This window comes from Actinotignum schaalii FB123-CNA-2, from assembly GCF_000411135.1.
Lineage (GTDB): Bacteria > Actinomycetota > Actinomycetes > Actinomycetales > Actinomycetaceae > Actinotignum > Actinotignum schaalii_A.
Genome location: NZ_KE150262.1, coordinates 842,824 through 858,159, shown reverse-complemented (window position 1 = coordinate 858,159; position 15,336 = coordinate 842,824). Strand labels below are relative to the sequence as shown.

Below are 15,336 nucleotides of genomic sequence, written 5' to 3'. Positions count from 1 at the left end.
TGTTATCCTTCCTTTCGTGGCGGCTCGAGCGGCGACAGTGCGCTACTCACGCGAAGTTCTCATCCACTTCGGGGCGCAGCCCCTTGGCGTACATAATCTCATCATTGGATACCCCGGCGGCGACCATCGGCCACACCTCCGCATCCGGGGAGGTAATGAAGTCGATAACGACGGGCCGATCATTGATCTCCATAGCGCGCTGGATGGCAGTGTCGACGTCGTCCTTCTTCTCCACGCGCCAGGCCGCGCAATCATAGGCTTCGGCAAGTTTGACGAAATCGGGGATACGGCGGGTGTTGTTCCCAGTTTCCAGATCGGTGAAAGAATAGCGCCCGTCGTAGAAAAGGGTCTGCCACTGGCGCACCATCCCCAGCGAGGAGTTATTAATAACGGCCACTTTGATATTGATGTTATTGAGGCGGCAGGTGGCCAGTTCCTGATTGGTCATCTGGAAGGAGCCGTCGCCGTCAATCACCCACACGGTGCGCTCGGGCTGACCCACTTTCGCGCCCATACCGGCCGGGATCCCGTAGCCCATGGTGCCCGCGCCCCCGGAGGAAAGCCAGCGGTGCGGGTGCTCGAAATGGAGGAATTGCGAGGCCCACATTTGGTGCTGCCCCACCCCGGTCACCCAGATGGTGTCCTCACTGCCCGCCACGGCGCCCAGACGCTCGATCACATACTGAGGGGAAACAAGGCCGTCCTCCGTGGGGGTGTAGCCGGCCGGATAGGTATCCCGCAGGCGGTTGAGGTACCCCCACCACGGTTCCAGATTCGCTTCCCCGTACTGTTCGCGAGCCGCGCGCACCGCCTCGAGGAGGGCGGGAACGGACTGCGCCAAATCACCGATAATGGCCACGTCCGCGGTGCGGTTCTTGGAGACTTCCGCCGGGTCAATATCGAGGTGGATAACTTTTGCCCGCGGCGCGAAACCGTCAAGCGCCCCGGTAACGCGATCATCGAAACGCGCCCCGAGCGCCACGATGAGATCGCTGCGCTGGAGGGCGCCCACCGCGGGAACAGTACCGTGCATGCCCGGCATCCCCAGGTTGTGGGGGTGGGAATCGGGTACGGTGCCGCGAGCCGGCAGGGTGGTGACCACCGGGGCACCGGTGAGATCGCTCAGTTCGGTGACCTCGCGGGAGACCCGGGCGCGCACGGCCCCGCCTCCCACGTAGAGCACGGGGCGGCTCGCGGTGGCGATAAGTTGGGCCGCCTCGCGGACGGCAGCGGGATCCGGTTCGCCGGCCGGGCGGTATCCGGGTAGGTCCAGGCGCGGGGGCCACACAAATTCTGTTTCTTGGTTCTGGGCGGATTTCGCGATATCCACGAGGACGGGGCCGGGGCGCCCGCTCGCCGCGAGGTAAAAAGCTTCTGCCAGGCGGGCCGGAATATCAGCGGCGTCGGTCACGAGGAAAGAATGCTTGACCATGGGCATGGTGGCACCCACGATATCGGCTTCCTGGAAAGCGTCGGTTCCGATGGCCGCGGCCCCCACCTGCCCGGTGATCGCCACCAGCGGGACGGAATCCATATTGGCATCCAGCAGCGGGGTGACGAGGTTCGTTGCCCCCGGCCCGGAGGTGGCCATCACAACACCCACGCGCCCGGTTGCCAGCGCATAGCCTTCGGCCGCGTGGCCCCCACCCTGTTCGTGGCGCACCAGGATATGGCGCGGCGAATCGCTATCGTACATCGGGTCATAGGTGGGCAAAATAGCTCCGCCGGGCAGCCCGAAGACGACATCCACACCGAGTTCCGCTAGGGTGCGGACAATGGCGCGGGCGCCGTCCATTTTTTCGCGGATCTCACCGGGCTGGTCCCGGTGAGACGCGGCCGACGCGCCCATCGCGGATGCATTCATCTCGGATGCGGCCATGGTTCCTCCTTCAACCTGATTCACCTGGTTCTTCGGGCCTGTTCTCCTGGAGTGCCGAGCGGGGTGGCTAGCTGTGGTGGTTAGCGCATAAAAAATCCCCTCACGTGAGGGGAGCGCGCAACCGGTGGTGCGCGCTACCTCACTACGATAATAAGAAGAATCTGAGCCATGCCTTTCAGACTACCGGAGCGCGGTCCGCGAACGCTAAAAAGATCAATCTGTCTCACATCGTGGATTTCGGTTTCATTGTTCGGACAGTTTTCCGGAGTTTTTCGGGAAGCGTACCCTGGACGCGTGACGTTTTCACACCGGCCCCCTGCGCCGCAGCAACCCAGCCATCTGCGCTATGCCGCGCGGGCGGTACTGCGCGCCGGATTGCTACTCCTGGCGAGCGGTGCCTCCGCCTACCGGGTCAAACACTCGATGGAACGCACCGCACACGCCCTGGGAATCCGCACGACCCACGCCGCGGTATCCTTCACCGAAATCACGCTCACCTGCTACGGCTACGGGGATGTGTGCACTCTCACCGGGGAACAGCGCGCCCTCGGGGTAAACGCCGCCCGTATCGACGCGCTTATTACGGCCATTGATGCCCTCCCGGACGGCTCGACTCCCGCGCGGGTCACAAGCACCCTCGACGATGCAATAGCGCGGGCCCGCACCTACCCGGCCTGGTTACTCGCCCTGGTATCCGGGCTTGCCTGCGCCTGTTTCTGTTTCCTCAACCGAGGCGGGGTGGTGGAATGCTCCGCGGTTTTCTTCGCGGCGAGCGCGGGGCAGGCGGCGCGCGGCTGGTTAGCTCGCCGCCTCGTGAACCACTTCGGGATTTGGTTCCTGGTAGGAGCGCTAGCTGCGGTGCTGTATCTCGCCACGGTGGGGGTGGCTGAAGCCGCGTGGCATATCGCGGTGGTGCACGAGGCCGGGGTGGTTTCCGCCCTCCTCTTCCTCATTCCCGGTTTTCCACTGGTCACCGCGATGCTCGATACTATTCGCGCTGATTTTTCCGCCGGCCTGACCCGCGGGGCCTATGTCACCATGCTCATGCTGGCCGCCGGGATGGCGGTGTGGGTGGTCACTGTCCTTTTCGATACTGATATTGCCCCGCACGCTGCTTACGTGATCCCCGAACCGTGGTTGGCCTTGGCGCGCGGCGCCGCAACCTTCGTGGCCTCCTACGGTTTCGCCATGCTCTTTACCGCGGAGCAAGGTGCGGCGCTGCTGGCCGGCGCTATCGGCGCGATTGTCAATGCCGCGCGCCTCAGCGCCCAGGATGCCGGTTTCTATAATGTGGCCGCGGTTTTCCTCGCGGCCCTGGGCGCCGGGGTGCTCGCCCATCTGCTCACTCGCCGCACCCGTTTTTCCCGGGTGTCCCTGAGCGTACCAGCCGTCGTCGTCATGATTCCCGGAGTGGTATTTTTCCGCGGCCTGCACGCCATTAATGCCGGGCAGATTGCCCAGGCCGCCGGCGCGCTCACGAATGTGGTTCTGGTGATTTGCGCGGTGGGTGCGGGGGTTGCCGCCGCGCGCATGATCACGGACCGGCACTGGCTTATGGAGCCACCCCACGAGCTCAGCCCTGCCTTCGACGAGTAACGAATAGTAACGAATACCGCGCCGGGGCTCGTGTGAACGCGGCATCGTGGAGGCGCCGGGCGTGACCACTGGCCGCAGCCCGGCGCGCACCGTGGCGCCTTAGTCCACGCGGCCGTCCACCACCCGCACCGCCCCGCGATCCGCCGAGGTGGTCATCATGGCGTAGGCCCGCAACGCCTTGGAAACGTGCCGGTCCCGCTTCTCGGGACGCCAGGGCAGCTCCCCCATCTGGGCACGCCGCTCGGCCAGTTCTTCTTCGGATACGTCCATGGCAAGTAGCCGGGTGGGAACGTCGATAATAATACGATCCCCTTCGCGCAGCAGCGCAATATTGCCGCCTGCGGCAGCCTCGGGGGAAACGTGCCCGATGGACAGACCCGAAGTTCCCCCGGAAAAACGCCCGTCGGTAATCAACCCGCAGACCTTCCCGAGCCCCAGGCCCTTGAGGTAGGAGGTGGGATAGAGCATTTCTTGCATTCCCGGCCCACCCTTGGGGCCCTCGTAGCGGATCACCACAATATCGCCCGGCTCCACCGCCTTGGATAAAATAAGTTCGACGGCGGCCTCTTGGGAATCGACCACTCGGGCCCGCCCTTCGAAATGGAAAAGCTCTTCGCTAATCCCGGCCGTCTTAATAACCGCACCGTCTTCCGCGAGGTTCCCGCGCAGCACGCACAGCCCGCCATCCTCGGTATAGGCGTGATCTGCGCTGCGAATACACCCGTGTTCCCCGTCCACATCCGGGCTTTCCCAGGTGGAGTCCTGCGAAAATGCGCGGGTGGTGCGCACATTCCCCGGCGCGGCACTGAAAAGATCACGGGCCTGCTCCGAGGGTGCCACCCCACGAATATCCCAGGTTTCCAACCAGGATTTCAGATCATCGGAATGCACCGAGTGCACCGAATCATCGAGCATCCCCGCCCGGTACATTTCCCCGAGCAGCGCCGGAATCCCGCCGGCGCGGTGGAAGTCCTGAATATGGAATTCGGTGGAATTCGGGGCGAGCTTAACCATGCAGGGCACCCGGCGCGAGAGCGCATCAATATCCGCAAGCGTGAAATCCACGTGGCCTTCCTGGGCGATGGCCAAAATATGAAGCACGGTATTGGTGGAGCCCCCCATGGCCACATCCATGGACATGGCATTGGTAAAAGCCGCTTTCGTCATAATATTGCGCGGCAGCACGCTGGCGTCGTCGTCGTTATAAAAACGTTTCGTGAGCGCAACGATACGTTTCCCGGCCTCTTCGAAAAGCCGGCGGCGCCGAGTAGCGGTGGCAAGGGTGGAACCGTTGCCGGGCAGGGACATGCCCAGCGCTTCGGTTAGGCAATTCATGGAATTCGCGGTGAACATTCCCGAGCAGGAACCGCAGGTGGGGCAGGCGTTTTCCTCCACTCGCGCGAGTTCGTCGTCCGTGATGGAATCGTCCACGGCCAGGGCCATCGCGTCGATGAGGTCAATATTATGGTCGACGACGCCTTCCACCGGCTTGCCCGCTTCCATGGGACCACCGGACACAAAAATTGTGGGAATATTCAGGCGCATGGCGGCGATGAGCATGCCGGGCGTGATTTTATCGCAATTCGAAATGCAAACGAGGGCATCCACGGTATGCGCATTGCACATATATTCAATGGAGTCGGCAATTATTTCGCGGCTGGGCAGCGAATAGAGCATGCCGTCATGGCCCATGGCGATGCCGTCATCCACAGCGATGGTATTAAATTCGCGCGCCACCCCGCCGTTTGCCTGGATAACATCCGCCACGATTTTCCCGACATTACGGAGGTGCACGTGCCCGGGAACAAATTGGGTGAAGGAATTAGCGATGGCAATAATCGGCTTGCCGAAATCTTCCGAGCCCATCCCGGTAGCGCGCCAGAGCGCCCGCGCCCCGGCCATATTCCGGCCTGTTGTTGAGGTTGCCGATCGCAGCTGCGCCATAGTTCCCCTTCGTATCGTGTGTTGTGGTGGCGGGCGATGCCGCCGTGATCTTTAGTCTAGCCGTGTCCACGTAGTGAGAATTGCCTTCTCACTTTGCGGACATGGTCGCGGTGGTGGGAACGACGACGATGGTCCCATCCCGCAGAGTCTCCACTCGTATCGGCCATTCGTAGACCCGGGTCAGTAGCTCCGAGCTGAGTACCTGGCGCGGAGTGCCAGCCGCCTCCACCCGGCCGTGGCGCAGCAACACCACGTCATCGCAGAGCGCGCCGGCCAGCTGGATATCGTGCAGCACGGCGACGACGGTATGCCCGCCGGCCGCCAGGCACCGGCACAGCTCGAGGAGGCGCTGCTGGTGGGAAATATCGAGAGCGGCGGTCGGCTCATCGAGGAGCACCACCCCGGCGCGCTGGGCGAGCACCCGCGCGAAGGTGACCCGGGCCTGCTCGCCGCCCGAGAGGCGGGTGACGTCGCGATCCTGGAGGTGGGTCACATCGGCGACGCGCAGAGCGGCGTCAATAATAGCGTCGGCCGCTGTTCCCCCGGTGCCGGCCCCGTTCCCGGATCCGAGGCCCATGGCTACCAGGTCGCGCACCAGGTAGGCGAAGGGGAAAGTGGAGTTTTGGGGCATAACGGCACGCATGCGCGCCAATTCCCGCCAGGAAAGGGAGGAAACGGAGGTGTCGCCGATGCGCACCTGCCCGCAGGTGGGGGAAAGATCGCCGGCGAGGAGCGACAGCAGGGTGGATTTGCCGGTGCCATTGGGGCCGAGCACCCCGAGAACCCGCCCGGGCTGGGCGGTGATGCTGACGTCGTGGAGAACCCGGTGGGTACCGTAGGCGAAGCTGAGATGCTCGGCCACGAGTGCCCCGGCCGGCCCACCCGCGGCGGAGAAGAGATCAACCACGGGCACCTCGCAGGTTCTTGCGTAGCAGGATGAAGAAAGTGGGGCCACCCACCAGGGCAGTGAAGATCCCGATGGGGAGTTCCGCGAAGGGCACGAGGGTGCGGGCCGCGAGATCGGCGTAGGTGAGGAGCACCGCCCCGCCCAGCAGCGCGGCGGGGATAAGCATGCGGTTCATCGGCCCCATGAGGAGGCGCAGCACGTGCGGGACAATAAGTCCCACGAAGCCAATAACCCCGGCAAAGCACACGGCGGCGGCGGTCAGGATGGCGGTGAGGACGATAGCGGCGGCCCGCAAAGCCGCGACGTTCACGCCCACGTGCCCGGCTTCCCGCTCCCCCAAGCTGAGCAGGTCGAGGCGGCCGGCCAGCCCGAGGGCACCGAGGATACCGATGCCGACCACCGCACCCACCACGGCCACCTGGAACCAGGAAGCCCCGGCCAGCGATCCCATCTGCCAGAACACGATTTGTTCGCGGGCATTGGTATCAGCCAGGTAGGTGGCGATGGAGGTAAGCGCGGAAGCCACCGCGGTCACCGCGATGCCGGTGAGCACCAGGGTGAGAGTTTCAGCTCGCCCCTGCGAGCGCGCCAGCAGGTAGACGGTGGCGGAGGTGACAAGCCCGGCAACGAAGGCGCCCAGCGGTACCGATAACCCACCCAGCGCCCCGGGAATAAAAACCATGGTGAGAGCGGCCCCGAAAGCGCATCCGGACGAGACCCCGATAATTCCCGGTTCAGCCAGAGGATTGGAGAAAACTGCCTGCATAACAGCGCCGGCCACCGCGAGCGCCCCGCCCACCAGGATTCCTAGGCAGATACGGGGAAAGCGAATATTCCAGAGCGCCGCCATAACAAGGGGATCTTCCGGGGGCGCGGCCAGCCCGAAACGGGCGGCGATACCGCGCGCCACATCCCCCACGGTCACGGGGAATTGGCCCAGGTGCGCGGAGAGGAGCATTCCCAGCGCAAGGAGCGCGATGAGGATGAGGAAGGTCCAGATACGCCGGCGGCGGCGTGCTTTAATGCCGGCGGGGAGCGCGGGCATGACTGGCGCGCTAGCCACCGCGGCGAGCGCGGTGGCCGCGTGCCGCTGGTTGCCGCGCTGTCCACTCATCCTGTCTATCTTGCCTTAATGTTGTACGGAGCGCTAATGGCGCGGCGCGCGGGGCGCATTATTCACCGCATTCCCCGGATGCATGGCAGTGTCCGCCGCTACCTCACGGTGCGCCGCCCCGTCGACCGCGGCGCTGTTCTCCCGCACCGCTGCGCGTACCCGGGCTTCGGTGATGTCGGCGGGTGGGCCGGTCAGCACCAGGCGCCCGCTCGAAAGCACGGCCACGGTATCCGCTTCGCGCACCGCATCAAGGCGGTGACTCACTTCAATAATGGTTGCATCGGGGAGTGCGGCGCGCAGCTTAGCTCGAATCCCGGCTTCGAGTTCCCTATTGAGGGCTGCGGCGAATTCATCGAGGATGAGAACGGCCGGGCGCATGAGCACCGCACGGGCCAGGCACAGCCGCTGCACCTGCCCTCCCGAAAGCGCGTATCCGGTGGGTCGGCCGTGCGAGGTACCGCCTCCCACCCGAGTCGCTAAGCCCTCCGGCATGGCCCGCACATCGCCCTCCAGCCCTGCGACGGCGAGGGCACGCCACAGTTCAACTTCGGTGGCGCTCGGGACTCCCAGGCGCAGGTTATCGGCAATCGTCCCGGCCACGATCTGGCTTTTTTGGGAAACGCCCACCACGCAGGAGTGCAGCGAGGCGACTTTGAGATCCGTGGTGGGAATCCCACCGATGCGCACCGTCCCAGATGTCGGGTCATCGTAACGTTCCACTAGATGGACCAGGGTGGATTTGCCCGAGCCGGATCGCCCGGCCAGCACGGTGTGGGAGCCGGCAGGAATGCGCAGACTCACCCCGCGCAGCACCTCGCGTTCGCGCTCCGGGTAGGTGTAGCGAACGTCGTCGAATTCTACGGACAGGCCGCGTTCGGGCATGAGGATACCGGAGCCGTCCGGGCACGGTTGGGGCGCGTGCGCGAGGGTATAAATGCGCCGCGCGGCCGCGAGCGAAGCATCGAGGGACGACGCCGCATCTTCGAGAGCCTGGGGGCCTTCCCATACACGCAGTGCCGCCACCGCGCCAGCCGCAGCGAGCGGCAGGGAGATAGTCGGGTCGCTCAGGCCCGCCGCGATAATCCACGCCGCGCTCATTCCGGCGGCAAGAATATTGGCCCCGCGGCGCAGTCCGGCCACCCAGGCGGGCAAAGACCCGCTGCTGGCAACCTTCGCGCCGAGTGCGGCTGTTTCCTCCATGCGGTCGGCAGTGCGCCCGAAGACGAGCACGTCTTCGAGGCCGTAGAGCGAATCGGTCACATGCGCGGCTAGGTCGGCGCGGGCGGCTAGTTGCGCCGTCGTCGCATCAATCGCGCGCCGGGTACCCGCGTAAGGGATAACCGCAAGTGCGAGCGCCGTGGCCACCACCGGCAGCGCCATCGCGCTCCAGCCGAGCACCGCGCCTCCCACCAGCATCGCGGCGGGGGTGAGCACATAGGCGCAGACCACCGGCGCCACCGTATGAGCGTAGACCACTTCGATACGGTCAATATCGCGGGTGAGCGAGGCAACCATATCCCCCGAACGCGAGCGGGCCATAATTCCGGGGGCCTTGGGCCACAGGCTGGCGAAAACACGGGTGCGCAGCAGCTCGAGGGCCCGGAAAGCCACGTAGTGCCCGGTGAATTGTTCGAGATAGCGCAGGCCCGCTTTGAGGAGCGCGAGAAGGGCCACGAGCCAGAGGAAGCCCGCTCCCCCGCCACTGCTCACGGCCGCCACCATTCCGTAGGTCGCCACCGCGAAAAGCCCGATATCAGCCACCTGGCCGGCAGCCCGGCAGAGGGTGGAGAGCGCGAGCGGGCCGTGAACGGGGCGGGTGAGGGAAAGCAGCCAGCGCAGCACGGTGCGCAGCCCCGGCGCGGCGCCGTTGCTCTCACGCGCACCATTCCCGCGCGGCGTTGCGCTGTTATTCGGCGTGGACATCGCTGACCTCCTCGAGAATTCCGTCGCGGAGCCGCACCACCCGATCAGCGAGCGCCGCTAGCGCGGGACGGTGCGTGACCATAACGAGCGTGTACTCGGGCCCGAGCCCCGCCAGCGCCGCGCAAATCCGGTCCTCGGATTCCACATCGACCTGCGCGGTGGGTTCGTCAAGGAGCAGCAGGGTACGGCCGGCCAAAAATGCCCGCGCTAGCGAGATACGCTGGGCCTGCCCACCGGAAATCAGCGCGGAATCCTCGCCGAGATACGTATCGAGCCCCTCCGGCATGCGCGCCACGTCTGCAGCCACCTGGGCACGCTCGAGAGCATCCCACATCTGCTTCGCGGTGGCATCCGGGCGTGCCAGACGCAGGTTATCTGCAATGGTTCCGGTAAACATCCACGTTGTTTGAGCGACGACGGCGCTGCGCGCGCGCAACTGCGCCAGGTCACCACCGCCGGCATCCACCCGTGCCCCGGCTACCTGCACACTCCCGGCCTGCGGGCGTAAAGCGCCGCGCAGCAGGGCGAGCAGGGTGGATTTCCCGGCTCCGCTCACCCCCACAATCGCGAGGCGCTCCCCGCGCTCCACGCGCAGGTTTACCTCGGTGAGGACCTCTTCACGCCCGTAATTCACCGCCGCGTTCTTCACGGTGATGAGCGGGGCAGCACTGGCGGGCGAGGTGGCGCCGTCGTTCGCAACGGTGCTGGGTGCCGCAGCTGCGCCGTCGTGCAACATACGCGGAGCGATGGAAAGGTAACGAGTGATGGCTTTTTGGGCGGCACGCCCGCCCATGCCAATGTAGAAGAATCCGGCCACCTGCGAAAGCGGTTCGAGAAGAACCACCGCGAGCAAGGCCACGGCGAGTGCCTGCCACGGTGCGAGGTGCGCGGCGCGGGCGGTGGTGAGCCCGGCGGTGAGGCAGATGAGGAGGAGGCCGACCAGGCCGTCCATAACAATAATGACAATTTGGTTACCGGCCAGCATCCGCATAATGGCGCGCCGGTTAGCTTCCCCGCGGCGGGCCAGGTCCGCTTCGACGCGTTCCCCAGCGTTAAAGAGGCGGATAGTGGTCATATTGCGGATAGCGTCGAGGTAGCTATCCACGAGGGTGTCACGCGCGCGGCGTGATTCGCTGGAGGCGCGGCGGAAGAAACGGAAGAAAATTCCGATACCTGCGGGAATAAGCGGGAGTGCCGCCATGACACCGAATCCAATGACCGGGTCGATGGCCACACCAATAAAGGTAAGGGTGAGGAACGGGGCAAGCAGCGCGCCGATGGTAGTACCCACGTAGCCCTGCCGGTAGTTGGTGATCCGCTCGACGCTATCGGTGAGGAGCGGCAGGAGCCGCCCAGCAGTATAGGGCGTAGGGGTGCCGGTGCGGGCAAGCGTAAAAGTACGATCCAGAAGCAGAGCGCGCAGCCGGCGTTCTTCCGCGCGAGCTGCACCGGTACTCCCCACGCGTTCAGCAATGGCGCAGGCACCGGCAACCACGAAGAAGCCGGCAGCGAGCCACAGGGTGCCGGTGCCAGGCGGCACCACCGTGCCACCCGCTACACCGACAACCCCCGCGCTGGCATGGGCCGCCGTCACGTAACCGGCAATAATCGCCGCGATGGTGGCCAGGCGCAGGAAGGCCGCGATAAGTGCGGCGCGGCGCCCGGGTGCGGAAATAGGATCCGCCCCGCGCGAGCTAGGGCGCTGGGCCACGGTCATCCTCTCACTATCCTTTCGTGCTTTTCTACCGCGCGGACATACTGACCGCCCGCGTTGTCCCGCTAGTGGCGATGTGTTCCGACCGCCGGGCTCCGTTATGCCCCATGACCGGTCGGGGTGTTCCCACTACTGGGCAGTGTAGAGCGCTTGGCCCATTGCCCGAATCAAATCGCCACTTTGCGGACCGAAGCCGAGGGCAAGGTTATCGGGAATGGCAAGCACGCGCTGTTTCTTCCCCGCTTCGGTTTGCGAGATCCCGGGCTGCCCTTCGAGCGCCTCGATCCCGCCGAGCGCGCTCAACCCGTTGGTCATAACGATAATAATTTCCGGGTTAGCTACGAGGAGCGCTTCCTGGCTGGCGGGCCTGGCCTGGGTGACTCCCGCTTCCCCGGCCATATCACGCCCACCTATCGCATCGATCACATCGCTGGCGCCCGATTCGCTGCCGAGCAGCATGAAAAGTCCGGCTTGCGGGCGAATATTGAGGAAGACCATGCGCAGCGGATCGGCTGGGGCGAGCTGCGCTACGTCGATCCGCGCCTGCGCGATGGATGTAGAGATCTGGGCGGCCAGTTCTTCGCCGGCCTGCCCGGCTCCCACGGCGCGGGCGACTTCCGCCGCGCGTGCGGGCGCGTCGTCGAACTTTGTTGCGCGTGAGAGGCGCACCACCGGAATACCGGATGCTTCCAGCTGGGCGAGGGCGCCTTCGGCCCCGCGGATGGTGCCGTCGGTAAGAATAAGGGTGGGTGCGAGGCGCAGCACCGCCTCGGCATTGACGGTGTGCCCACTTTCGGTGACGACCGGTACGCTCGCCAGGCTCGGCTCGGTATCGGAGATGGTGCGCCCGGCGATGGTATTGCCCAGCCCGAGGGCGAGAAGCGTTTGCGAAATTGCGGCGGACATATCGAGTGTGACAACCCGCGATGCATCGGTCACGGTAATTTTCGCACCGCTGGCGTCGGTGATGGTGACGGGAAGATTGACCGCGGCAGGTACGCTCGGATGCGGTTCGGGGAGCGGGGCGACGGTCGCCATCCCGGTGAGGCTACGCGGATCGGGCACGGGCGCCGCGGTGGTGGGCGTGGGCGGTGTCGCTGGCGTTGCCGACGCTGATGCACCGGGCTGCTTCGGGGAATTCCCTTCTGTTGTCACGGTTGTCCCGCATGCACTCAGGGCGAGTGTGAGCACCGCGCACAGCGCTCCCCAACGTTTCATTCTTACCTCCATTTCGCGTGTACCTGAGGGTACGACGGCGCAGCCAGCCCCCGCGAGCAACCCGCGTGCATATCGCTATCCGGGAGCGGCGTGCCAATCATGTATCGGACGGTACCACACCCTTAGGGCAAGGTTGAGCCCTGGCGACGCATCCGACTAACTGTCGCTATGTACGTGGATTGGCTGGGCGCATAGAAGCGGGCCCCGCTCACGAAACGGAGCGGGGCCCTTTCCCGGCTAGGACACGACGCAGCCGGAGCGTCACGGAGATTTAGCGGCGTACCGCCGGGGTATCGATACCGTCCCCATCCCAGTCACCGATGTAAAGGGTGTCAGAAACCCGCCCGTAGGCCAGAACCCGATCAGCAGCACCGGGCGTCAGGGAGTTCTTCACGTAGATGGTATTGCCGCGGCGCACCGCAAAGGTATCCACGCCGTCGCCATCAAAATCGCCCAGGAGAGTGGTGTCACCGTCCCGCCCGTAGGAGAAGACGCTATCTGCCACACCCGAGGCAATACTGTTCTTGACGTAGTACATATTGCCGCGGCGCACCGCAAAGGTATCCACGCCGTCGCCATCGAAGTCACCGGTGTAGACGGCATCATTAGCACGCCCGTAGTAGATGACTTGATCGGCAGCCCCGCTGTGCAGCGAGTTGAGGACATGATATGCATTCCCACGGCGTACGGCGAAAGTATCCTTACCGTCTCCGTCGAAATCGCCGACGACGATCTCGTCGCTCGCGCGACCGTAGGAGAAGACGTGATCGGCCTGGCCTCCCTGCACGGAGTTCTTGACGTACAGGATGTTTCCGCGGCGCACCGCAAAGGTATCCACGCCGTCGCCATCCCAGTCCCCGACGAGCACCTGGTCACCGGCGCGGCCGTAGGAGAACATATGCTCAGCAACCGTCGCTGTCCAGTTATTCGAAACGTAGAACATATTGCCAGCATTCGGAACCGGCGGCGTCGGCGTCGGCTGAACAGGCTCAGTCGGATCCGGAACCGGCGGCGTCGGCTTAGGTGGCGTGACTTCTCGAGCCGTTACGGTCAACGTAGAATCCTTAAATATGATTCCGTACCCCGCCGCACATTCGGCTTTGACTTTCACGGTTCCTTGGGTAATCGGATATTCACCGGGTGTAGTTTCCGTGGTGTACGTCAGGGCAGGTTGGCCTTCCAGACATGGCGCGAATCCTTCGGGATCGGTCGTGAGCTCCAGGCTAGGCTCCGGGCTTCCCTCCACGACACTCAATGGGGCAACCGTGACTCCAACCATAAAGTTCGGGCGCACGTAGTACACCGCATCATCGCGAAGCTCGTCAGCAATGCTGAAGAGTTCGTTAGCGTTCTGACCCAGCACCGCTTCTGATCTCAGCGGAAGCGGAACGTCAGCAGATTCGCTCTCTTCCACGATATTGAAAGGATGATCTTTCATAAACTTAAAGTTATTTTCACCTTTCGCAAGTGCTTTGACTTGACTACCAGCGAGTCTAATAGTGGCAGGCGACCCCGTAGTGAAAACAGAATTCATTGAGGCAGGAAGGTTGCCCCAGTTCGTAATATCGAGGAACAGCGCCGAGTTATCCATATTGAACATGCTGTCCATATCGGTAACCTTGCTCGTATTCCACTTTGAGACGTCTGGATTGGCAGAGACCGCAACAGCAAACATGCTATTCATATTTGTAACGTTGCTGGTATCCCAATTAGTGACGTTCGGGCGGGCCGCAAAAGCCCATGTGAACATCCCGCTCATATCGGTAACGTTCCCGGTATCCCAGTTCGAGACGTCGGGATTCGCCTTGGCAGCATGAGCAAATATGGAGCTCATGTTCGTCACCTTGCTGGTATCCCAGGCCGCAACGTTTGGATTGGCTGAACTCGCGTACTCAAACATACTCGCCATCGTGGTGACACTCCCCGTCTTCCACGTCGACGTATCGGGGTTAGCCATAGAAGCATTCTCGAACATCGAACTCATATCAGTGACCTTGCTGGTATCCCAGCTGGCCACATTCGGGTTGGCCGACTTCGCGCCCTTGAACATACTTGCCATCGTGGTGACGTTTCCGGTATCCCAGTTTGAAACATCAGGGTTCGCTTGTTTGGCATGAGCAAACATGGAGTTCATGTCTGTCACCTTGCTGGTATCCCATTTCGTAACGTTCGGGGTAGCCGATTCTGCACTCCAAAACATATTTGCCATTGTGGTGACATTCCCAGTCTTCCACGCAGTCACATCGGGATTTGCATGTGTGGCCTGGTAGAACATGTCACTCATATTGGTGACGTTAGAAGTGTCCCACGTAGTTACGGCTGGATTAGCCGAGGTAGCGCCTTTGAACATCGAGTGCATGTCCGTGACTCTTCCGGTGTTCCACCTAGAGACATCCGGATCGGCGCTCGTTGCATGGAGAAACATGCTGTTCAATATCGGTGACGTTTCGAGTATCCCAGTTAGCTACGTTCGGATTCGCCTTTGCCGCACCGTTGAACATTGCCATCATCGTTGTAGCCTTGCTGGTATCGATGCCGTTTTCTGGCAATTGGATATCGGCAGCGGCGCATAGAGCAAATAAACTGCTTGAGTGCTGCGGGAACGAGATTGTCTTATCGGCGTCCGGACTGAAAATAATCCGCTTCGCCGGCGCGGTGTTATTTTCGCAATAGCGTGACTGTGACAGCCGCTGCGCGTTTTCTAATTTTCAACACGGCGTAGCCTTCCTCCGGTCAAGCTCCTTGCTTGACCGTAATATCGGTCACCACGTTTAGTTCCCATTTACGCGGTGGAACCGACGAAAGTCACAACTACGTGACTTTCTTAAACTACTTTAAGTCAAAGTGCTTGACTCCGTCTAGATTATGCAAGCACTGCACGAGTTATTCACCAACGCGTCGGGTTAAATGTGTGTGGGGTGCCACCCACAAACAGGCAACACCCCACACACTCTAAAAAACATGGCGGCAGCAACCTACTCTCCCACACCCCACCGAGTGCAGTACCATCAGCGCAAACAACCTTAGCTACCGGGTTCGAA

10 protein-coding genes are annotated in these 15,336 nt (G+C 63.1%); 1 reads left to right on the top strand and 9 read right to left on the bottom strand.

Features of this window, described 5'->3' with window-relative positions:
* Positions 1 to 46: 46 nt before the first annotated feature.
* Entirely contained in the window at positions 47 to 1,849 is a 1,803-nt protein-coding gene (locus HMPREF9237_RS03410) for an acetolactate synthase large subunit (protein ID WP_196800252.1), read from the bottom strand.
* Positions 1,850 to 2,173: 324 nt separating this feature from the next.
* On the opposite strand from HMPREF9237_RS03410, the gene HMPREF9237_RS03405 reads away from it, so the two are divergent.
* On the top strand, positions 2,174 to 3,475 hold the full coding sequence (locus tag HMPREF9237_RS03405; protein WP_196800234.1) for a threonine/serine ThrE exporter family protein: 1,302 nt from the start codon (positions 2,174 to 2,176) through the stop codon (positions 3,473 to 3,475).
* Between the two features lie 99 nt (positions 3,476 to 3,574).
* Here HMPREF9237_RS03405 and ilvD read toward each other — a convergent pair whose 3' ends face one another.
* From ilvD to HMPREF9237_RS09890, 8 genes are all read right to left on the bottom strand, one after another.
* Complete coding sequence (gene ilvD / locus HMPREF9237_RS03400) at positions 3,575 to 5,419, bottom strand: dihydroxy-acid dehydratase (RefSeq protein WP_039898276.1); 1,845 nt, start codon at positions 5,417 to 5,419, stop codon at positions 3,575 to 3,577.
* Positions 5,420 to 5,507: 88 nt separating this feature from the next.
* Positions 5,508 to 6,326 (bottom strand): heme ABC transporter ATP-binding protein, encoded by an 819-nt coding sequence (locus HMPREF9237_RS03395; protein WP_016442331.1) that lies wholly within the window; start codon positions 6,324 to 6,326, stop codon positions 5,508 to 5,510.
* Positions 6,319 to 7,440: a FecCD family ABC transporter permease gene (locus tag HMPREF9237_RS03390; protein WP_016442330.1), complete on the bottom strand. Its 1,122-nt coding sequence runs from the start codon at positions 7,438 to 7,440 to the stop codon at positions 6,319 to 6,321. The genes HMPREF9237_RS03395 and HMPREF9237_RS03390 overlap by 8 nt, the downstream gene beginning before the upstream one ends.
* 33 nt (positions 7,441 to 7,473) lie before the next feature.
* On the bottom strand, positions 7,474 to 9,363 hold the full coding sequence (locus tag HMPREF9237_RS03385; RefSeq protein ID WP_016442329.1) for an amino acid ABC transporter ATP-binding/permease protein: 1,890 nt from the start codon (positions 9,361 to 9,363) through the stop codon (positions 7,474 to 7,476).
* Complete coding sequence (locus HMPREF9237_RS03380) at positions 9,347 to 11,080, bottom strand: ABC transporter ATP-binding protein (protein WP_016442328.1); 1,734 nt, start codon at positions 11,078 to 11,080, stop codon at positions 9,347 to 9,349. The genes HMPREF9237_RS03385 and HMPREF9237_RS03380 overlap by 17 nt, the downstream gene beginning before the upstream one ends.
* A 126-nt stretch (positions 11,081 to 11,206) precedes the next feature.
* Complete coding sequence (locus tag HMPREF9237_RS03375; RefSeq protein ID WP_016442327.1) at positions 11,207 to 12,295, bottom strand: heme/hemin ABC transporter substrate-binding protein; 1,089 nt, start codon at positions 12,293 to 12,295, stop codon at positions 11,207 to 11,209.
* A 271-nt stretch (positions 12,296 to 12,566) separates the two neighbouring features.
* Positions 12,567 to 14,720 (bottom strand): BspA family leucine-rich repeat surface protein, encoded by a 2,154-nt coding sequence (locus HMPREF9237_RS03370; RefSeq protein ID WP_081637290.1) that lies wholly within the window; start codon positions 14,718 to 14,720, stop codon positions 12,567 to 12,569.
* Positions 14,680 to 14,844: a BspA family leucine-rich repeat surface protein gene (locus tag HMPREF9237_RS09890; protein ID WP_419456734.1), complete on the bottom strand. Its 165-nt coding sequence runs from the start codon at positions 14,842 to 14,844 to the stop codon at positions 14,680 to 14,682. Before HMPREF9237_RS09890 ends, HMPREF9237_RS03370 begins: the two co-directional genes overlap by 41 nt.
* Between the last annotated feature and the right edge of the window lie 492 nt (positions 14,845 to 15,336).